This is a genomic window from Candidatus Palauibacter australiensis (genome assembly GCA_026705295.1).
In the GTDB taxonomy this organism is placed as follows: Bacteria; Gemmatimonadota; Gemmatimonadetes; order Palauibacterales; family Palauibacteraceae; genus Palauibacter; species Palauibacter australiensis.
Map to the genome: position 1 here is coordinate 1 of JAPPBA010000137.1, position 19,527 is coordinate 19,527.

General features: G+C 69.9%; 25 protein-coding genes. 2 read left to right on the forward strand and 23 right to left on the reverse strand.

Going from position 1 to position 19,527, the window contains the following annotated elements; translation table 11 throughout:
* The 6 genes from OXN85_11290 to OXN85_11315 all read right to left on the reverse strand — a co-directional run.
* Positions 1–874: universal stress protein (locus tag OXN85_11290; protein MCY3600537.1), on the reverse strand; the 874-nt coding region annotated here is incomplete at its 3' end.
* Positions 875–1,087: 213 nt separating this feature from the next.
* Positions 1,088–1,795 (reverse strand): ABC transporter permease, encoded by a 708-nt coding sequence (locus tag OXN85_11295; GenBank protein ID MCY3600538.1) that lies wholly within the window; start codon positions 1,793–1,795, stop codon positions 1,088–1,090.
* Positions 1,792–2,739 (reverse strand): ABC transporter ATP-binding protein, encoded by a 948-nt coding sequence (locus tag OXN85_11300; protein MCY3600539.1) that lies wholly within the window; start codon positions 2,737–2,739, stop codon positions 1,792–1,794. Before OXN85_11300 ends, OXN85_11295 begins: the two co-directional genes overlap by 4 nt.
* Positions 2,736–3,026: a ferredoxin gene (locus OXN85_11305; GenBank protein ID MCY3600540.1), complete on the reverse strand. Its 291-nt coding sequence runs from the start codon at positions 3,024–3,026 to the stop codon at positions 2,736–2,738. The genes OXN85_11300 and OXN85_11305 overlap by 4 nt, the downstream gene beginning before the upstream one ends.
* Positions 3,027–3,032: 6 nt before the next feature.
* The gene (locus OXN85_11310; GenBank protein MCY3600541.1) at positions 3,033–3,476 is read right to left on the reverse strand and encodes a hypothetical protein; all 444 of its coding nucleotides are present in this window, start codon (positions 3,474–3,476) and stop codon (positions 3,033–3,035) included.
* Entirely contained in the window at positions 3,473–4,363 is an 891-nt protein-coding gene (locus tag OXN85_11315) for an ATP-binding protein (protein ID MCY3600542.1), read from the reverse strand. The genes OXN85_11310 and OXN85_11315 overlap by 4 nt, the downstream gene beginning before the upstream one ends.
* Positions 4,364–4,480: 117 nt before the next feature.
* Here OXN85_11315 and OXN85_11320 point away from each other — a divergent pair, with 117 nt between their 5' ends.
* Together OXN85_11320 and OXN85_11325 are read left to right on the forward strand one after the other, a co-directional pair.
* Positions 4,481–4,708: a hypothetical protein gene (locus OXN85_11320; GenBank protein MCY3600543.1), complete on the forward strand. Its 228-nt coding sequence runs from the start codon at positions 4,481–4,483 to the stop codon at positions 4,706–4,708.
* A complete protein-coding gene (locus OXN85_11325; protein MCY3600544.1) occupies positions 4,690–5,334 on the forward strand; it encodes an HmuY family protein in 645 nt (214 codons plus the stop codon). The genes OXN85_11320 and OXN85_11325 overlap by 19 nt, the downstream gene beginning before the upstream one ends.
* Here the strand turns inward: OXN85_11325 and hemC are convergent.
* The 17 genes from hemC to lptE form a co-directional block, all read right to left on the reverse strand.
* Positions 5,324–6,301 (reverse strand): hydroxymethylbilane synthase, encoded by a 978-nt coding sequence (gene hemC / locus OXN85_11330; protein ID MCY3600545.1) that lies wholly within the window; start codon positions 6,299–6,301, stop codon positions 5,324–5,326. The genes OXN85_11325 and hemC overlap by 11 nt on opposite strands.
* Complete coding sequence (locus OXN85_11335) at positions 6,298–7,890, reverse strand: class I adenylate-forming enzyme family protein (GenBank protein MCY3600546.1); 1,593 nt, start codon at positions 7,888–7,890, stop codon at positions 6,298–6,300. Before OXN85_11335 ends, hemC begins: the two co-directional genes overlap by 4 nt.
* Positions 7,887–8,111 (reverse strand): hypothetical protein, encoded by a 225-nt coding sequence (locus tag OXN85_11340; GenBank protein ID MCY3600547.1) that lies wholly within the window; start codon positions 8,109–8,111, stop codon positions 7,887–7,889. The genes OXN85_11335 and OXN85_11340 overlap by 4 nt, the downstream gene beginning before the upstream one ends.
* Positions 8,111–9,448, reverse strand: coding sequence for a divalent metal cation transporter (locus tag OXN85_11345; protein ID MCY3600548.1), 1,338 nt, complete (start codon positions 9,446–9,448; stop codon positions 8,111–8,113). The genes OXN85_11340 and OXN85_11345 overlap by 1 nt, the downstream gene beginning before the upstream one ends.
* Entirely contained in the window at positions 9,445–10,455 is a 1,011-nt protein-coding gene (locus OXN85_11350) for a zinc-binding dehydrogenase (GenBank protein ID MCY3600549.1), read from the reverse strand. The genes OXN85_11345 and OXN85_11350 overlap by 4 nt, the downstream gene beginning before the upstream one ends.
* 4 nt (positions 10,456–10,459) lie before the next feature.
* The gene (locus OXN85_11355) at positions 10,460–10,900 is read right to left on the reverse strand and encodes a PaaI family thioesterase (protein MCY3600550.1); all 441 of its coding nucleotides are present in this window, start codon (positions 10,898–10,900) and stop codon (positions 10,460–10,462) included.
* A complete protein-coding gene (locus OXN85_11360) occupies positions 10,897–12,624 on the reverse strand; it encodes a Na(+)/H(+) antiporter subunit D (GenBank protein ID MCY3600551.1) in 1,728 nt (575 codons plus the stop codon). The genes OXN85_11355 and OXN85_11360 overlap by 4 nt, the downstream gene beginning before the upstream one ends.
* Positions 12,614–12,925: a hypothetical protein gene (locus OXN85_11365; protein ID MCY3600552.1), complete on the reverse strand. Its 312-nt coding sequence runs from the start codon at positions 12,923–12,925 to the stop codon at positions 12,614–12,616. The genes OXN85_11360 and OXN85_11365 overlap by 11 nt, the downstream gene beginning before the upstream one ends.
* Before the next feature lie 3 nt (positions 12,926–12,928).
* On the reverse strand, positions 12,929–14,383 hold the full coding sequence (locus OXN85_11370; protein ID MCY3600553.1) for a monovalent cation/H+ antiporter subunit D family protein: 1,455 nt from the start codon (positions 14,381–14,383) through the stop codon (positions 12,929–12,931).
* A 5-nt stretch (positions 14,384–14,388) separates the two neighbouring features.
* Positions 14,389–15,879, reverse strand: a complete 1,491-nt coding sequence (locus OXN85_11375; protein MCY3600554.1) for a monovalent cation/H+ antiporter subunit D family protein — start codon at positions 15,877–15,879, stop codon at positions 14,389–14,391.
* The gene (locus OXN85_11380; GenBank protein MCY3600555.1) at positions 15,876–16,247 is read right to left on the reverse strand and encodes a cation:proton antiporter subunit C; all 372 of its coding nucleotides are present in this window, start codon (positions 16,245–16,247) and stop codon (positions 15,876–15,878) included. The genes OXN85_11375 and OXN85_11380 overlap by 4 nt, the downstream gene beginning before the upstream one ends.
* On the reverse strand, positions 16,244–16,666 hold the full coding sequence (locus OXN85_11385) for a Na(+)/H(+) antiporter subunit B (protein MCY3600556.1): 423 nt from the start codon (positions 16,664–16,666) through the stop codon (positions 16,244–16,246). Before OXN85_11385 ends, OXN85_11380 begins: the two co-directional genes overlap by 4 nt.
* Positions 16,663–17,157, reverse strand: a complete 495-nt coding sequence (locus tag OXN85_11390) for a DUF4040 domain-containing protein (protein MCY3600557.1) — start codon at positions 17,155–17,157, stop codon at positions 16,663–16,665. Before OXN85_11390 ends, OXN85_11385 begins: the two co-directional genes overlap by 4 nt.
* A gap of 71 nt (positions 17,158–17,228) precedes the next feature.
* Positions 17,229–17,552 carry a monovalent cation/H(+) antiporter subunit G gene (gene mnhG / locus OXN85_11395; protein MCY3600558.1) on the reverse strand — a complete coding sequence of 108 codons (324 nt, stop codon included), beginning with the start codon at positions 17,550–17,552 and terminating at the stop codon, positions 17,229–17,231.
* On the reverse strand, positions 17,552–17,830 hold the full coding sequence (locus OXN85_11400) for a monovalent cation/H+ antiporter complex subunit F (GenBank protein MCY3600559.1): 279 nt from the start codon (positions 17,828–17,830) through the stop codon (positions 17,552–17,554). Before OXN85_11400 ends, mnhG begins: the two co-directional genes overlap by 1 nt.
* Positions 17,827–18,306: a Na+/H+ antiporter subunit E gene (locus tag OXN85_11405; protein ID MCY3600560.1), complete on the reverse strand. Its 480-nt coding sequence runs from the start codon at positions 18,304–18,306 to the stop codon at positions 17,827–17,829. Before OXN85_11405 ends, OXN85_11400 begins: the two co-directional genes overlap by 4 nt.
* Before the next feature lie 162 nt (positions 18,307–18,468).
* Positions 18,469–18,954 (reverse strand): LPS assembly lipoprotein LptE, encoded by a 486-nt coding sequence (gene lptE, locus OXN85_11410; protein MCY3600561.1) that lies wholly within the window; start codon positions 18,952–18,954, stop codon positions 18,469–18,471.
* Positions 18,955–19,527: the final 573 nt, after the last annotated feature.

Consider the following 19,527-nt stretch of genomic DNA (forward strand, 5'->3'; position numbering starts at 1 on the left):
TATGGAGCTCTTCCTGTTCCTCGAACTTGAACACCTTCGAGGCCTGAACGGAGAGCACGTCCTTGATGTTGTGGAAGACGACGTGGTGGTACTGCACGTCGAAGGCGCTCGCGATGTAGACCTTGGCGCCGTACTCGCGGGCCATCTCGAGCGCGATCCGCAGTCCCTTGTAGGCGTAGGCCGACCCGTCCACGCCGACGAGCCACTTCCCGCCGTCGAGGGGCCGCCCGTCGCGGACGATGAGCGCATCCTTCTCGATCCCGCGGAGCGCGCGCGCCACGACGCCGCCGAGGCGGCTCCGCTCCTGCCGCCCGAGACCGTGGGCGCCGATGGCGACGAGGTCGTAGTCGCGGCCGGAGGTGCCCGCGAGCTTGTCCTCCTCCTCTTCGTCCTCGGCCACGAGCCGGCCGTTATCGCCCAGCTTGACGTCCGTGCGCTGTTTCTCGCTGCCGTCGTAGTTGTGGGCGATGTTGGGGTCGAAGCCGATGAGGCTGGGGAGACGTCCGCCGCCGCGGTTCGCCTCGTTGATGATCTCCTCGTAGTTGATGCCTTCGAGGAGCTGCCGCGTGAGCGTCACCCCGGCTTCGGCGCAGCGGCGGTGGAGCTGGTCCAGGAAGCTGTCGGAGATGAGCTGCAGCCCCTTCTCGATCAGCTTGTCGTGGATCTTGCGCTGCCTGCGGATCTCCGCCGGTTCCTGGAACTGGGCCGGGAGCCCGATCTCGAGCTGGCGGAACCGGATGTCGTGGAGACGTGCGGCGTAGACATGAGAGCCGGTGATGCGGCCTTCGGAGCGAGCGCAGAGTTCGATGGCTCGGTCCACGGCCCAGTCCGACTCGCGCGAGTTATCGACCGGGACGAATACCTCTCGATACATGGCGCTCCGTTGGACGGCGTGCTGCGGCCGGTTCACGCTGCTCGCACCAGCCTCGCCCGGGTGCGAAGCCCGGATGTACGCAGTCCGCGAGAATCGGCCACGGACGAGGAATTCGGCGACGCTGGGCCAAGGTTGTCGGGGCTTCCGGAAGGTCCGGAACTCCGCTTATGCGCCAAGAAGGTGCGGCTGCCCATAGGGAAAGTCAAACGGGGACTAGGGAGTCCGCGGCCAGCGGAGGCGGCGGCTCCAATCCGAGGCGAAAACGGCGGCCCCGAAGGTCACGCCGGCCGCGACGAGAAGGCTGCGGAGCCAGACGGAAGTGTCCATGGGCATCCCGACGGTGCCCGCCGTGAGCGCGGCCCGAAGCGGCGTGTACGGATTCCACTCGGCGACCAGGGATGTCCAGCCCGGAGCGGGGGTCCGAAAGAAGCCGGCGAAGTGCAGGAGGAGGAGGGAAAGCGCGGCGGAGGCGAGGGCCGCTTCGGCGAGCGAACGCACCGCGGCGGCCACCAGCGGACCCAGCAGATTCGCGAACCACAGCGTCGCGAGGACCGACAGGAGGACAACGGGTCCAGCGCCGGCGCCGCCGGCAGACCACAGGAGGACGAGAACCGCGGGCGCGAGTTGCAGCGCGTCGATGGTCGTGCCGGCGAGGGTGCGCTCGAGGAGCCAGCGGGGCGCGGAGTAACCGGTGCGAAGGACCTCATCGAGCCAGCCGTCGCGGGCGTCGCGCACGGCGGGGATGGCCGAGCCGAAAGCTCCGAAGAAGACGATGAACACGCCGAAGACGGCGACCCGGTGCGGCGCGGCGGCTGCGCTGAGGGCGACGGGCGTGAGGAGGAGGAGCGGGACCGCGACGTTCCACAGGAACAACCGCCGCCGCCGGAGGGCGGTCCGCCACGCCAGGCGCCAGATCGTCACGGGGCGCGCGCTTCCAGACGTCGGCCCGTGAGCGTCGCGAAGGCGTCCGCGAGATCGGGCTCCCGGACGTCGACCGAGGCGACGGAGGCACCGCCGCGCAGGACCCAGGCCAGCGTCTCGGGGAGGGCCCGGCTCGGGTCCTCGACCTCGAGTATCACCGCGCCCTCGTCCCGGGACGACGCGCGCACCGCCTCCGGGGCGGGACCGAGGGTGTCGGGATCGGGACTCTGCCCGGCGGCAAACCGGATCTCCACGCGCGGACGGGCGCCGACGCGCTCCAGAAGGCGCGCCGGGGTGTCCGCCACCGCGCAACGGCCGTCGACGATGAAGGCGACCCGGTCGCAGTGCGCCGCGGCGAAGACGGGATCATGGGCGGACAGCACGGCGGTTCCCCCGGCCGCGCGGTGGTCGGCGAGGACCTCGGCGAAGGCCTCCCGCCCGCCGGGGTCGAGCCCGGCCAGCGGTTCGTCGAGGAGGAGGAGCGGGGCCGCGCTTCCGAACGCGGTCGCGAGGGCAAGGCGCCTCCGCATGCCGCTCGAGTAGGTGCCGGCAGGGCGGTCCGCGTCCACCTCGAGCCCGAAGCGCGCGAGCCAGGCGTCCGCCGTGGCGCGCGCCTCACCGGGCCCGGCGCCGTGGAGTTCGAGCAGGATGGCCGCGTTTTCGCGCCCGCTGAGCCACGTGCGGAGGGCGGGTCGGTCGGGGGCGAGCCAGCGCTGTCCGGCATCATCGACCCTGGGGTCCCGCCAAATCCCGGCTGCGCCGTCGCCGCCGAGCAGGCGGAGGAAGGTGGATTTACCGGACCCGTTCGGGCCGAGGAGCGCGAGACATTCTCCCGTCCGGACTTCGAGCGAGAGGTCTCCAAGGGCGGGACTCCCATCGGGGTAGCGGTAGGCGACCGCCTCCGCCGTCACCAGCGGCAGCTTCGCCCCTGGGCCGGGGTTCACGGAACGATCTCGATCCCGTCTTCCAGGACGGTGATCGCGTCGACCGGACAGGACGCGCACGCCTCGACGAAACGCTTCCGCGAGGCATGCTCCGGTCCGGTGAACACGGCCACCCCATCCTCGTCGAGGTCGAAGGCCTCCGGCGCTTCCTCGATGCAGTCCCCGAAGCCGACGCACAGGTCGCGGTCGATGACGGCGCGGAGTCCGTGCACTTCCCGTTCCACGGTCGGGTCCGGCGCCGCCGCCCCTTCACGCGCATCTGCCACGCCTCCGCCGCCGTCCGTCATCGCCGGCTACATGCCTTCCAGCCCGAGATCGGACCGGGCCCGGTCCATGACGGCGGGCGTCATCTCCTCGATCCCGCGCTCACGGGCGTATTCGTTGTAGATCTTCTTCACCATCCCCCGCACGAAGGAGGGTACGTGGCCGAGGCGCTCGACCGCGTCCACGTTCCAGCGCACGGGTCCGGGGTTCGTCAGCGGGGGTGCGGGCAAGGCTTCGTCGCGCGCCTCCACCACGCCGGCGCGAATGCCCTCGAAGTTCTCGTTCGGGACGGTGCGGCCTCCCACCTTCACGCCGAGCGAACTCACGAGTTGCGTCTCCATGGGGTTGGCGAGCATCGCCGTCTTGTGCCCGCAGGCGGGACACTTGAAGACGGCGGCCATCGTGCCGTCGCCGGGCACGGCCCGCTCGTCGAAGGCCATCTGCCGGTCGCACTCCACGCAGAGAAACTTCATCGCGCCTCGGGCGCCGCGCGAAGAACGTCGACCACCTTCCGAAGCGCATCCGCGGCTCCGCCGCCGCCGGCCAGCCACGCATCCAGCCGCCCCTCGTCCGCCGCGGCCCCCAGCGCCCCGTCGAACGGGAGGCGGGCAAGCAGCGGAACCTGAAAACGGCCCGCCAGCTCGGCCCCCGCGTCGCCGGCGTGCAGCGGAGCGAGCGCCCCGCAGGCGTCGCAGTGAACCCCCGACAGGTTCTCGACGAGTCCCAGGATGGGGAGGCCGCGACTCCGGGCGAGATCGAGGGAGCGGGCCACGGCATCCCGGGACGCCGCGCTCGGGATGGTGACCGCGACGATGCCCGCCAGTCCGGGGACGAGCGCGTGGAGTTCGGCCAGCCGCTGGGTGCCCGGCGGCAGGTCCACGATGAGTGCGTCCAGCTCTCCCCACGCGACATCCCCCAGGAATTCCCGCAGGGCCCCCCGCTCCTGGGCGCCCCGCCACACGAAGCCGGCGTCGGCCGGCTCGCGCCACGTGAGGGCGCGGTTCGGCTCCACGAGGAACGCCATCGACATGACGCGGACCCCGGCGCGCGAAGCGGGCGGCGCGAATCCGTCCCGGGATTCGGCGAGGGGTTCCGGTTCGACGCCGAGAAGGCGCGGCACGCTGGGACCGTTGAGATCCGCATCGACCAGGCCCACGCGATCCCCGCGGTGGGCAAGCGCGGTCGCAAGGAGGGCGGAGACGAGGCTCTTCCCCACTCCGCCCTTGCCGCTCATCACCGCGATGACGCGGGCGACGGAGGCGAGCCGCACGGACACGCGCTCGTCCCCGGCCGCGATCTGATCCGGGAGATCGGAACGCAGTTCGTCCACTTCGTGGTAGGTGCGAAATCCGGAACTCATGGGGAGTGGAAGCTCCAATCGGGCCGGCAGAGGGTCAAGGCGAAGTTTCGGCTCGCGTCCCGCCTTCGTACGATGTTCGACAGACGGACCGAAGTCCACCGTGAATCGGAACATCCCATGTCGATCATCGGGTTTCACCGTTTTCTCATCGCAACGGCCATCGTCTTCTGCGCCGTCTTCGCCGCGTGGGAGTTCCGGATCTTCGCGAGCGCCGGGAGTCTCGGGGCGCTCGCGATCGGTGTGATCTTCGCGCTCGCGGCGGCGGCGCTGGCCTATTATCTCGCCAACCTGGCCAGGTTCCTGGACGGAACGCGGCACGAGTCCCCGTGGCACCGGGGGCGCTGAGGCGCGAGGACCGGGCGGACGGAGGCCGGCCGGTTGTACTCTATGTCGCGGCTGCCGTGTTCCTGTTCATCCTCGTCGTCGTCGTTGCCGGCTCGTTCACGAGGCCCGACCCCGTCACCTTCGTTCCCACGCCCGTCGCCCCGCGCCCCCCCGTGGACCGGTTCGTCGTGGACACGGTCACCGTCGATGCGCGGGACGGCTCGCGATGGATCTACTTCGACTTCGACCGGGGGAGCGCGGTCGCCGGCCCGCTCGCGGGCTGGGATCTCGCGCTCAACCGGTATCACGTCGTCGTGAACGGGGGCGCCGGATACCCCGGGGCCGGCGGCGCGATCGCCATCGGCGCGCCGTGGGAAACCGTGACCGAGGCCCCGGCATCCGGTTACGCGACGACGGACGGCGCGCTGGAGGATGGCCCGGCGACGCCCGGACTCGAGCGCTGGTACCGGTACGGGTTCTTCTCCCACCTCCTCGAACCGAAGGACGAGACGTACGTGATCCGGACGGCGGAGGGTGGCTACGCGAAGCTGAGGATCCTGAGCTATTACTGCCCGCAGGCGACGCCCGGATGCGTGACCCTCATGTACGGCTTTCAGGGGGACGGCTCGCGGCGCCTCACGGACTGAGCCGCCGCGCCCGCTCCACGAGGCCGGACGCCCCCGCCTCGAGCAACTGTTTCGCCAGCCGGCGGCCGAGTGCGCCGGGCGAAGCGCGAGACCCCGTTCCGGCCGCTTCGACCGGCGGGCCACCGTCCACGTCGTAGACGGCCGCGCGGAGCAGGAGGTCCTCCCCCCGCAGGGACGCGCGGGCGGCGATGGGAACCCGGCACCCACCCTCGAGCACCGCGAGCAGCGTCCGCTCGGCGGTCGTCTCCGCCCGGGCGGCCGGATCGTCGAGCGCCCCGATGCGCGCGGCCGCTCCGTCCGGCCCATCGCGACACTGGAGCCCGAGCGCACCCTGACCGGGGGCCGGTAGCCAGTCCTCATCGAGGACGTGGGCGCCGGGGGGCCACACGCCGAGCCGCCGGAGCCCGGCCGCCGCCAGGACCAGCGCCTCGAAGCGGCCGTCCTCCAGCTTGCGGAGCCGCGTGTCGACATTCCCGCGGATCGGCCGCGGATCGAGGTCGGTCCGGGAGGCGCGCAACTGAGCGGCGCGGCGCAACGACGACGTGCCGACGCGCGCGCCGGAGGGGAGGCGTCGCAGGAGGTCGCGTCCATCCGCGTCCCGGGGCGCGGAGTCCGGCGGATTCCGAACCGCGAGATTCCGAACCACGAGCACGTCGCGGGGATCTTCGCGGGACGGGACCGCGCCCAGCATCAACCCATCGGGGAGGTCCGCCGGCAGATCCTTCAGGGAATGCACCGCGACATCGATGTCTCCTTCCCGGAGCGCGCGTTCGAGGTCTTCGGTGAACAGCCCCTTCCCCCCGATCTCCGGAAGCGGCGTCGCGGGATCCCGGTCCCCGGCGGTGGAGATGAACCGGTATTCGACGGGCAGCTCGGGCCAGCGTTCGCGCAGCCGTTCGCCCACCCACGCGGCCTGGGCCCGGGAGAGCGGCGACCGCCGCGCCCCGACCACGAGCGGGGCGTTCACCCCGCGTCGGCGTGTCCCAGCACGCCGAGAATCGCCGTTCGGTCGACCTTCCCCACGCCGGTGAGCGGCATCTCCTCCACGAGCGCGATGTGCCGGGGGTGCGCGTACGCGGGTCCGCGCTCGAGGGTGTAGCGCTTGAGCGATTCGGCCGTGGCCCTCGCCTCCGGCCCGAGCCTGACCACCGCGGCCGGGACCGCGCCCTTGAGGGCGTGGGGCACGGGCACGACGGCCGCCTCGCGGACATCGGGGTGGGACAGCAGCAGGTCCTCCACCTCCTTGGGATAGATGTTCTCGCCGCCCGAGTTGAACATGTCGTCGGTGCGGCCGCGGAAGTAGTAGAAGCCCTGCGCGTCGCGGAAGAAGAGGTCGCCCGTGGCGAGCCAGCCGTCCCGGATCCGGGCCGCGTTGACCGCGGGCAGGTTGTGATAGCCCGTCGTGACGCCGGGATTCCGGACCCACAGCTCTCCGTACTCCGGATCTTCGCGGCCGTCGCGCACGAGCCTGATTTCTCCCTCGGGCCACGCCGTGCCGCAGCTTCCCCTCGGGGTCGGGCGTCCGTCGGGCGCAGGCCCGATCATGACCGGTCCGCCCTCGGTGAGCCCGTAGCTCTCGCCGACTTCGACGTCGAACGCGCGCTCGACCGCGTGCATCAGTTCGGGCTGCACCGGGGCGGATCCCAGCGTGACCTTCCGGAGTGCCGAGAAATCCAGCTCCGCGATCAAGTCCGTGTGATCCAGGACCATCGCGAACACGGCGGGGACGGCGCTCACCTGCGTACACCGGTACTCGCTGAGGGCCCGCAGGAAGGATTCCGGGGAGAAGCCGGGCAGCACGACGACCGACGCCCCGGCCTGCAGCAGCGGTTTTATGGCCCCGGCCATCGCGTTCTTGTGGTAGAGGGGCACGGCGACGAGCGCCCGGTCGCCCGGGTCGGCCGGCCAGTACTTCCGCAGGCAACGCGCCCACCAGAGCTGCCCTTCGTGGGAGAGGACGACACCCTTGGGCTTGCCGGTCGATCCCGACGTGTAGGGCTGGAACGCCGTGTGGCCGGCGCCGAGCCGCGGTGGGTCGAAGCGGGACGACGATCCCGCGAGCGCGCGCTCGTAGTCCAGCCAGCCGGCGCTGCCTCGCTCGAGCCTCCGGCCAGCCCCGCCGACGTCCCACCTTGTCTCGATTCCCAACTGTTCGGCGACCGCGCCCGAGCGCGCCGTCGCCGCGGTCTCGACGAAGGCGGCCTGGCAGGCCGCGTCCCGCACGATGTGGGCGAGCGACGCCGCCGACAGCTTGAAGTTGAGGGGCACCGGGACCGCCCCGCAGCGCATCCCGCCGAAGAGGATTTCGACGAACTCGAAGCGGTTTCCGACACTCAGCGCAAACCGGTCGCCGGCTCCGATACCGGCACCCGAGAGCAGGTTGGCCACGCGATCCATCCGCTCGTTCAGTTCGGCGTAGGTGACCTCCCGGGGGACGGAACGCGAAAGGTCGATGAGCGCGACCCGATCCTGGAAGGCCTCGGCCGCTTCGCGGAGCCAGTATCCGAGGTTGGCATCGCGGCCGCGGGAGCCGTCGGCCCGCCCGGCGCCGCTCACTCGTCGGACCCCGGGGACCGCGAGGGGCGCGCGAGCACGGCGATGCACGCGACCGTGGCGGCGCAGCCGACGACGACCCACGTCCAGCCGCCTCCCGTCCGCATGACCGACGAGACGCCCCACAGCGCCACCGCGTTCGCGACCAGGTTGAGAACGAGTCCCCAGACCCGCCCCGACCAGGGTCCGACCCGTCGTGCGAGAAGCCGGTCCACGGCGCTCATCACCACCACCCCAGCCGATTGAAGACGTACGTGACGGCGATCGCGTTCAGGAGCGTCACCTGGAGCAGGATCCCGAGGTTCCACAGGTAGGACCGGCAGCGGTCCGCGCCGAGGAGTTCGCGGTCGTTCAGCAACAGGTACATCGACCATCCGACGACGTTGTTCGCCAGCGAGAGAAACGCCGCGATCGCGATCACGAGCCAGACCGGACGGGCGTTCCAGGCCGCCAGAAAGGCGATCTGCGGCAGCAGCGCGCTGACCTTCCAGCGCCACGACGCCGTATCGGGCTCCCAGCCGAAGGCCTCGTGGACGGCCATCGCCCCGGCCAGACTCATCCCGACCGTCGTCGTGATCGGCACGGCGAGGAAGCCCGCGTAGAAGAGGATCTGCGACCACGTGGGTCCGAGGAGGGGCATGAGCGCAGCCGCCAGTTCGGGCCCCGAGTCGGGCGTGATCCCCTGCGGGAACAGCGTCGCCGCGAACACGCCGATCATCAGGAAGTTGATGACCACGAACGGGAGGAAGAGCCCCGCGATCAGATCGAAGCGGGCCAGCGATTCGTGGTTCCGCCCCCAGCCGCGGCCGAGTCCGGCGTAGTGGAAGAACACCCAGTCCATGACGCCGACGGCGGCGGCGGACGACGCGATGAAGAGGTCCAGACCCTCCCCGCCGCCGGGCAGCCACGGGATGAAGAAGCCGCGTGCCGCCGCGTCCCAGTCGACGCCCACCAACAGCAGGACGGCTCCGAACGCGAGGATCATGACGGCGATGCCGCTCTTCATGACCGCTTCGACGAGCCGCGTCCCCCGGCCTCCCCGGCGCCCGTAGCTCAGGATGAGCGCGCTCGTGACCCCACAGTAGATGAGCCAGTTGTACTCGGCGGGGAACGCGAAGCCGGCAAACGGCGCCAGCGACTCGATGAGATGGGTGCCGAGCGCGACCTGGCCGAAGTTGAAGATCACGGCGACCGCGGCCGTGCCGACGAGGCCGGTCATCAGCGACCCGATGACCCATGAGTGGCGCCGGTTCTGGGTCGGGATGACGCGGAAGCCGCCCCTGCAGGTGAAACGGGCCATCGCGGCCATCATGAACAGGCCCAACCCCGCGCTCAGCCAGATGAGCCACAGGGTGCGATAGCCGAACGTGGCGCCCGACAGCATCGAGGAGGTGAGCGTACCGGCACCGAGCGTGAGGGCCGCGCCCATGAACCCCGGCCCGGCCAAGCGGGCGTAGCCGCCGAGCTTCCGGTGCAGCGGCGCCGCGCCAAGCGCCGTCAGCCGGTCGGCTTCGGCATCCAGGACCGCCCGCGGGATCTTGCGGGCGATCGGATAGTTCACGGAGTCAGAATCGATTTTCCGAATACTGCGCGCTCCATGAGTTCGCGCATCGCCGCGCGGCTCTCGTCGATGGGCCTGACGGCGTGGATGACCGGGTCGAGTTCGCCGCCCGCCACCATGTCGAGCAGACGCGCCAGCCCCTCGCGGCTCCACCCGTCCGATCCGATGATCGACTGCTCGAAGCTCCAGATGTAGCGGATGTCCGTGCGCGGGTCGTAGCCGGCGGTGGCCCCGCAGGTAACCATGCGACCCTGGAAGCGCAGCGCCTTCAGGCTGGCGGCCCAAGTGGTCCCGCCGATGTAGTTGATCACGGCGTCCACGCCTCCGGCGTCGGGATCGTGGTAGCGGGGCCGGCCCGCGATCGCCCGCACCTGTCGAACCAGTTCGGCGGAGTCGGAGGGCAGCACGTGATCCGCCCCCAGCGCACGAAGCCGTTCGAGCTTCCAGCGCGAGCCCCCGGTGGCGATGATCCGCGCCCCGATTCGCTTACAGAGCTGGACGCAGCCGCAGCCCACGCCGCCCGTCGCGCCCAGGATCAGCACGGTCTCGCCCGGCTGTATCCGGGCGCGGTCCTCGATCATGCGCAGGGCCGTCCCGTACGCGACCGGCAGGGCGGCGGCCTGCTCGAACGAGACGCCGTCGGGAATCGGCAGCAGATTCCCGAGGGGGAGGACGAGGTACTCGGCGGCCGCGCCCGGAGCCTTCTCGCCCAGCATGCCGCGGCCCTCGATCAACGGGTCGATCAGCACGCGGTCCCCGACCCGCCGTCCGGCCGCGTCCGTCCCGGGTCCGAAGCCGGCGATCTCTCCCGCCGCGTCGCCGCACGGCGTCATGGGGAGCGGGACCTGCAGCCCCGTCGTGCCGCCCAGCATCATCGGATCGAAACCGTTGAGCCCGCAGGCCCGGATCCGGACCAGGGCTTCCCCGAACGCGGGTTCCGGGTCGGGAACCTCGCTCATGTAGAGTTGGTCGGCGTCGCCGTGGGCGTCGTAGAGGACCGCCTTCACCGCATCAGCCCACGAGCGACGAGTAGGTCCCCCGTCCGACCGCGCAGAGGCGCCCCTGGTCGTCGTGCACATCGACATCCGACACCGAGATCGTACGGCCGTGACGCCGCAGGCGGGCGGTGGCCAGCAAGTACGGGCCGGTGCAGGGGCGCAGGTAGTCGACCCGCAGCGAGATCGTCGGGACCCCGCCCCCGGCCCGCACGGCGACGACCATGTCCCCGGCGATGTCGATCAGCGACGCGACCGGACCGCCGTGATACATCGTGCCGTTGCGGGTAAGGTCGGGACGCATGGCCATCCTGAGGACCGCGGTGTCCTCGCCCAACGCCTCGAGCGTGACGCCGAGCGCCACGATCGCCTCCGAGTCGGCGAGGATGGCTTCGATCAGGGCCCGCGCGCCCGAATCCCGAGCCCCGTCCGTCCGCGCCGCGCCGGACTTCGTCATTGCGGCGGCGGCCCCCCCGTGAGCGGGGTACTCGCGTAGTAGAGGAGCAGGAACACCAGGAGCAGGATGGCGACCCAGATGACGGAGGTGCCGGTGGGCCAGGTGCGCCCCAGCACCCCACTCGGGCCCATGTAGCGCCGCGCCGATCCGATGGCGCCGCCGGCCGCGGCCACAGCGCGCGACGCGACGGCCTCCCGCAGCCGCGACGCGACGCCCCCGGCCGCAAGCGCCAACCCCCTGCCGAAGCGGCGGTAGAACCAGTCTGCGTCCAGGTTCGTCGAGGGCAGCTCGTGCGGCTCCCGGTCGGAGAGTCGGAGCCACACGAAGGCGAGCACGGCGAAGAAGAGCAGCTGGAGCTGGCTGATCACGTGCGAGGGCGTGAACGGCTCGTACGTCACCTCGTAGGGCAGGTTCGGATACAGGAACAGCGTCGGCCACGTCCCGTTGAACACGCACAGGAAGGCCGCCATCCCCATCGCGATGAGCATGCTCGTCGGCGCCTCCTTCGTGCGGATCCCGGAATCGGGGCCGAAGAAGCCGTAGAACGGGATCTTGATCCCCGCGTGGTGGAGCACGCCGGCGGAGGCGAAGAGGAGGAAGAGCCACACGACGTCGAGGTTCATCTCCAGCGCGGCCGCCATCACCATCGACTTGCTCACGAACCCGCTGAAGAGCGGGAAGGCGGAGATGGAGGCGGCGCCGACGACGCACAGACCCGCCGTCTTCGGCATGCTCTTGTAGAGTCCGCCAAGCTCGCTGCACTTCGTCGTGCCTGTGCGATAGAGCAGCGCCCCCGTCGACATGAAGAGGAGCCCCTTGAACAGCACGTCGTTAAAGGCGTGCGCGACCGCCCCGTTCACGGCCATCTCGGTGCCGATCCCGACGCCGCACACCATGAAGCCGATCTGGTTGATCATGCTGTAGCCGAGCACCCGTCGCAGATCGTTCTCGATCACGGCGTAGAAGATCGGGAACATCGTCATGACGACGCCGACCCAGATCAGCAGCTCCTCTCCCTGGTATCCCCGCGCCAAGGCGTAGACGGCGACCTTCGTTGTGAACGCGCTCAGGAAGACGGCGCCGCTGTAGGTGGCTTCCGGATAGGCGTCCGTGAGCCAGTTGTGGAGCAACGGGAAGGCCGCCTTGATCCCGATTCCGAGCAGGATGAGGTTCGTCCCCAGCGTCCCCGTCTCCATGGGTCCGAAGGCGACGGAGCCCGTGGCCCGCGCGTGGGCGATGATCCCGGCCAGGAGGACGACGCCGGAGCCGACCTGCACGATGAGGTAGCGGATCCCCGCCCGGTAGGAACGTTCCGTGCCCCGCGCCCACACGAGGAAGACGGAACTCAGCGCCAGCAGCTCCCAGAAGACGAAGAGCGTGATCAGGTCGCCGGCCTGGACGGCTCCGATGGCGGCGCCCGCGTAGACCAGCGCCGAGGCGTCTTCCAGCGCGCTCCCCCCGCGCCGCGCGAAGATGAGCCCGATGAAGGCCGCGATGTGGAAGAGCCACCCGAAGATCCGGCTCAGCCCGTCGATGCGGACGAGCGTCAGCTCGTAGGAGAAGATCGAGACCCGCCCGAACTCTCCTTCGCCCAGCGCAAGAAGGGCGGCGAGGCTCGCGGCGGGGAGCAGGAGGACCCAGCCCGTACGCGCCCGGCCCCGGAGGAAGGGTACGAGCAAAGCCCCGAGGATCATGACCGCCGCGGGAGGCAGACTACCGGTCATAGTAGTCCTCGTCCCGCATCACGCCCTTCCGGAGCGCCTTGGCGGTGTAGACGATCGCCGTGTAGGCGAGGAAGCCGTAGAAGGCGTAGTAGCCGGGAAAGCCTTCCCAGGTGCGCTCCGGGTGGCGCAGTTCCGGCCAGCCCATCTGCATCTGGACGAAGTTGACGAGGTCGAGCCCGAAGACGACGGCGCAGACGGCGATCAGGATCACGATCAGGCGCTTCCATCGCTTCGGATCGTCGAAGTAGTGCCGGCCCCGGTCCTTCACTTGTCCGCCCGTGTCGTGCGCGTCAGAGGCCATGGCTTACCCTCCGCCCAGGGGGACGAGCAGGCGATAGACATCGTCCGCGAGGAAGAAGAGGACGATGCAGCCGACCGCCGTGAACGAGAGCGCCGCGACGCAGAACGCCGGTGCCTCCTTGAAGCGCGGCGGGTCCGATCCATCCGCGGGCTTCGAGAAGAACGCCCGGATGGGGATCGGGACGAGGTATGCGATGTTCAGCAGCGAACTGACCATCAGTACCGCGACGAAGATAATCTGGCCGGCGTCGAGCGCCCCGAGCGCCAGGTACCACTTGCTCCAGCTCCCGCCGAGGGGCGGGACGCCGATGACGCTGAGGGCCCCGATGAGAAACGCCACCATCGTGATCGGCATGGCGCGGCCCAGCCCGCGCATGTCGCTGATCTCCGTCTTGTGCGCCGCGACATAGATCGCGCCGGCGCAAAAGAAGAGGGTGATCTTGCCGAAGGCGTGCATCAGGATGTGCATGCTGCCGCCGACCACGCCCCAGGCGTTCGCGAGCGCCGCCCCGAGGACGATGTAGGAGAGCTGGCTCACCGTGGAGTAGGCGAGGCGCCGCTTGAGGTTGTCCTGCGCCATGGCGACGAGGGAGCCCGCGATGACCGTGAAGCCGGCGGCGTACATGAGCCAGACGCTGATCCCCGACGCGCTCAGCAGGTCGAGGCCGAAGATGTAGATGACGACCTTCATGATCGTGAACACGCCGGCCTTCACGACCGCGACGGCGTGCAGGAGCGCGCTCACCGGCGTCGGCGCGACCATGGCGGCGGGAAGCCAGCGGTGGACCGGCATGACCGCGGCCTTCCCCGTGCCGAACACGAAGAGCGCGAGCAGGACGAGGAGGACGCCATCGCTCGCCCGGCCGGCCAGGATCCCCCCGACGCGGAAGTCGAGCGTGCCCGCGAGGACCCAGGTCCACGCCACCGCGAGGAGGAGAAACGCGACGGACGTGCCGACGAGGATCCCCAGATACGTGCGGGCGCCCTTCATCGCCTTCGGCGTCCCGTGGTGCGAGACGAGGGGGTAGGTCGAGAGCGTCAGCACCTCGTAGAAGAGGAACAGCGTGAACAGGTTGCCCGCGAGCGCGACGCCCATGGCGGCGCAGATGGAGACCGCGAAACAGACGTAGAACCGCGTCTGGTGCGCCTCCGCGTGCCCCCGCATGTAGCCGATCGAGTACAGCGACGTGACGATCCAGAGCCCGGAGGCCACCAGGGCAAAGAGCATGCCGAGAGGCTCCAGCCGCAGCACGAGCGGGAGGCCTGGAAGCACCCGCACCAGCTCGACACCGGGGTTCGCCCCCGCAAGGACGTGGGGCAGGAGCGACGCGACGAACCAGAAGAGCGCGACGCCGGTGGCGAGCGTGACGGCCTCCCGCACGTTGGGCCACCGGCCGAGCAGCGCGATGAGCACGGCCCCGGCGAGCGGAATCACCAGCGCCCAGTAGAGCGGGACCATGCCGCTCACCGCAGCCCTCCGAGCACGGCCTCGGCGGCCTGCCGCGCGACGCCCGCCGAGTACGCCGTGTAGATGCCGAAGAAGACCGTCGCCCCGAGGAGCACCCAGGTCGGGATCAGCATCGAGAGCGGCGCCTCGCTTGCCTCGCGAGCCCGCTCGCTCGGTTCGTGGAAGAAGGCGGTTTCGACCACGCGCCACACGTAGACGAGGGCCAGCAGCGAACTGAGGAGCAGCAGGATCGCGACGAGCACGCTACCCTGCTCCAGCGCCGCCTCGATCAGGTACCACTTGCTGATGAAGCCGGCCGTCGCAGGCACTCCGATGAGCCCGAGACCTCCGAGGGCCCACGCCGCCATCGTCCACGGCATCGCGCGCCCGATCCCCGCCATGTCATCGAGGTCGACCGAGTGCAGTTGCAGCATGATGCACCCCATCGCCATGAAGAGCCCGCCCTTGATGAGCGCGTGGTTGAACAGGTGGACGATGCCGCCCGTGAGCCCCGTCGCGGTCGCGAAACTGATGCCGAGCACCATGTAGCCGATCTGCGCCACCGACGAGTAGGCGAGCATGCGTTTCACGTTGCGCTGGAAGATCGCCGCCGTGGAGGCGACGAAGATCCCGGCCAGGGCCAGCGGCATGAGCGCGTGTCCGAGTCTGAGCTGCTCGAAGGAGAACTCGAGGCCGAACACGCTGAACATGAAGCGCAGCAGGATGTAGACGGAGACTTTCGTGGCCGTGGCCGCGATGAAGGCGCTCACCACCGATGGCGCGTACGCGTAGGCGTTGGGCAGCCAGACGTGGAGCGGGAAGAGCGCCATCTTGAGCGCAATCCCGACGGTGAGGAAGCCGAACGCGACCAGCGCGGTCCGCACGCCCTCGACGGCGGGAAGCCGCGCCGCCATGTCCGCCATGTTCAGGGTACCGGTCATCTGGTACATGAGACCGATGCCGATGAGGATGAACGTGGCCCCGATCGTGCCCATCACCAGGTACTGGAACGCCGCGGGCAGTGCCTGCCGGCGGCCCCCGAGCGCGATCAGCGCGTAGGACGAGAGCGCCGAGACCTCGAGGAAGACGAAGACGTTGAACAGGTCCCCGGTGATCGCGATGCCGAGCAGCCCCGTGAGGCAGAGGAGATAGAGGGTGCAGAAGAGATAATGCCGGCTGGCCGGAATCTCGTCGGTGAGGCTGCGCGGCGCGTAGGTCAGGACGAGCGCGGCGATCCCGGACACGAAGAGGAGGACGAAGGCGGCCAGCGCGTCGACCCTGTACTCGATTCCCCACGGCGCCGCCCAGCCCCCGAGTGCGTAGCTGATGACGCCCGCCTCGAGCACGTCGCCGAGGAGGGCCACGGAGACCAGGAAGGTGACCCAGCACACGCCCGTCGCGAACGGGAGCACCAGCGAACGCCGCCGCAGGATGATGCAGAGGGGCGCCGCGAGGAGCGGGATGACGACCTGCAGGACCGGCAACTGGGCCTGGATCGCCTCCATCATCGGGCCTCGTCGTGCGCCTGGATCTCATCCTCCTCGATCGTCTCGTACGCCTCGCGGATGCGGACGACGAGCGACAGCGCGACGGAGGTCGTCGCGACGCCCACGACGATCGCCGTCAGGATGAGGACGCTGGGCAGCGGGTTGCTGTAGACCTCCAGCCCCTCGGCCACGATGGGCGCCGTGCCCCCGCTCACCTTCCCCACCGTGATGTAGAAGAGGAAGACGGAGGTCTGGAAGATGTTGAGCCCGATGACCTTCTTGATGAGGTTGCCGCGCGAGATGACGATGTAGAACCCCGTCATCATCAGGAAGATGACGACCCAGTAGTTGTAGAGGCCGAGGACGGAGTCGACGAGGGTCTCGGTCATGCGCGCCCTCGCCCCGCGAAGGTCGAATAGACCGCGATCATCACCGCCGCCACCGTCATCCCGACGCCGAGTTCGACGACCAGGATGCCGTAGTGCTGCCCCGTCGACGGGTGGGCGGCGTAGAGGGCGTCGTAGTCGAGGAAGTTCCCGCCCAGGAGCATCGTCGCGACCCCGGTGCCCGCGTAGACGAGCACGCCGGTTGCGATGACGAGTTCGATCATGCGGGCCGGGGCCACGCGGCGCACCGCCGTGAGCCCGAAGATGAGCCCGTACAGCACGAAACCGGCCGCGAAGATCACGCCCGCCTGGAAGCCGCCGCCCGGCCCGTAGTCGCCGTGGAACTGCACGTAGAGGGCGAAGAGGAGGACGTACGGCAGCAGGAGCTTGCTGACGACGCGCAGAATCGTGTGGTCGGTCATCCCGCGTCCCCCCCTCCTCCGCCCGTGGGCCGGCGTTTACGGCTCCCCCGCAGGAGCACCAGCACGGCGATGCCGGCCGTGAAGATCACGACCGTCTCGCCGAGCGTGTCGTAGCCCCGGTAGCTGGCCAGTACCGCCGTGACCACGTTCGGCACGTGGATGTCGTGCTCCGTGCGCTCGACGTACGACGGGTGCGGGTAGTTGCTGGCCGGAGCCTCCGGATCGCCGAAGTGCGGCATGTCGAGCGTCCCGTAGACCAGCGCCGCCCCGGTGATGGCCACGATGAGGAGGGGCAGCGCGGGCCGCCGAGCCGGGGTCTTCGCCTTGCGCGTGGTCAGCGCGAGCGTGGCCAGTGCGAGGATGGTCGAGATCCCGGCGCCCACCGAGGCCTCCGTGAAGGCGACGTCGGGGGCGTCGAGCAGGAGCATCCAGGAGGCGCCGAGGAAGCTGTAGATCCCCATCAGCATCACGGCGGCGAACAGGCCGCGCATGCGCACGACGGCGACCGCCGTCGCGCACAGAAGCGTGAGGAGGAGCGCCGTGACGATCTGGACCTCGATGGCTACGAACTCGATGTGGCCTCCTCCGTCTCATCGACGTGCGGCCGGAGCCCGGTCTCGAGCGCCGCGTTGGCGAGGGCGTGGGTGGCCGTGGGGCTCGTGGTCCAGAGCAGGACGAGGATCGCGAGGAGCTTCACCGCCACGATCCAGTGGGGCGAGAGGAACATGAGCCCGGTCAGAATCAACCCCGCCCCGAGCGTGTCCGTGATCCCCGCCCCGTGGATGCGGCAGAAGAAGTCGGGCAGGCGGACGATGCCGATCCCGCCGATGACCGCGAAGATCGCGCCGGCGATCACGAGTACCGAACTCACGATCTCGAGCGCCATCACGTTCTCTCGCGGTCCGGGTCGGCGAAGTTCCCGTACTTGGAGAACCTCAGGACGGCGATGACGCCGATGAAGTTGATGAGGGCGTACACGAGTCCGAGGTCGAGGAAGTCGGGCCGGTCCGTCACGAACCCGATCACGGCGATCAGGAGGACCGTCTTCGTGCCGAACATGTTCAGCGCGAGGATCCGGTCGAAGACGGTCGGCCCCTTCCCCGCCCGCACGAGCGCGAGCGCCATCGTGACAATGATCGCGGCGACGACGGCGGCGAGGATCATCCGCGCCCCTCGACGCGGGCGACCCGCCGGTCCATCTCGCCCGAGAGGACGCCCTCGGCCGCCTCCTCCGTGAGGGCGTGGACCGTGATATGGTCGCCCTCCGTGTCGATCGTCACCGTACCGGGCGTGAGCGTGATGGAGTTGGCGTAGATGACGCGGCCGACATCCGTGCGCTGCCCCGCCCGCACGCGGATCACGCGGGGACGGATCGGCAGGCCCGGCCTCAGGATGCGCCGGGCGACATCGACGTTCGCCTTCACGATCTCGACGACGAGCCACGGCAGGTAGCGGACGAGCCCCGCCGGGAGCTGGATCGGCATCCCCTCGTCATCGACGATCCGCATGCGGAGGGAGATGAATACGACGAACGCCACCGAGGCCGCGCCGAGGCCCAGGAGCAGCGGTTTGTCGAAGTACCCCGACAACAGGAGCCAGACGGCCGCCAGGATGGCGACGAGACCGGCGGTGTACGTCACAGGTTCGGCGTGGCGGGTCGAGCGGCTAGCGGCATGTCGGCGCCCGGACGTTGAGTGAGAGTTATCGGCCCGTGTGAACGATCGACCACAGAATGGCGAACCGATCGCGCGGGCGCGAGGGGCTCCCGCACGATCCGTCGCGGCGGTCGACGGACGGTCAGCCTACCACTGCGATTGCGCTCCGTCGACGATCTGCTGGACGAGGTTCTCGAGCGCGACGATCAGGGCCTGGTCTTCGGTTTCCGCTCCGGGTTCGTACTCCCCGGTCCCGGTCAGGCTCTGATTCCCCCAGATGATGAGGTTCTCGGCCACATCCAGGATCTCCACGGAGACGCTGACGGTCACGCGGCGCTGGAAGACGTCCGCGCCGACTCCCCCGACGGCGTCGAAGTTGACCGCCTCATCTGCGTAGCGCCGGATCTGCGCCGTGATGACCGCGTCGGCTTCCTCCTCGGACGCGAGCCGCAGCCCCAGCCGCTGGCGCGCCGCCGTGAGGAGTTCGTCCATCAACGACTCCGCGATGCCGAACTGCGTGCTCTCGTTTTCGATCGGGGCGACCCACACGGTGCGCATGTGGCTGGGCAGCCCGCCGCCGCCGGAGAAGCCGTAGCACCCCGCCAGCACGGCGAGCATCGCGATCGCGGCCATCGCTCCGGTCCGGAATCGGCAGAACATAGTGCTCCTCATCGTATGGCTGTGATTGAACCGTCGCGCTCACCAGCTCCCAAAGTACCCCGCTCGAGTCCACGATGTCCCGATACCGGGCTTCCCGGGGCCAGCGGCGGTCGCTCCCCCACTCTAGTTCGATCCAGCGCTCGCGGCGGCCGCCCCGTCGCTCCTCAAGGCGGGTGAGCCGCCCCTCGCCAAGATAGTAGCTTCGCGTCGCGCCTCCTTCGACCGCGAACTCGAGAACGCGGGAGCCGGAGATCTCGTACCCGCCCGCGGGAGGCGGGTCACCGGGCCGAAACACGCCCGCCATGGCGTACAGAAAGACGGTCGGGGGCAGCTCGACGCCCTCGAGGTCGCCCGACGTGGCCAGAACCCCGTCGACGAGCGTGGCCTGCAGACTTCCCTCTCCCGTCGAGAAGAGGTCGAGGCGAAAGCGGTCGGGAGGATTCACGCGGGCGGCGCCGTCGCCGCGGAAGTTCCCGCTCTCACCGGCGTATTCCCACCTGAAGACGACGTGCATTGGCTCCTCCGTGCCCGAGGTCGCGCGCGCCC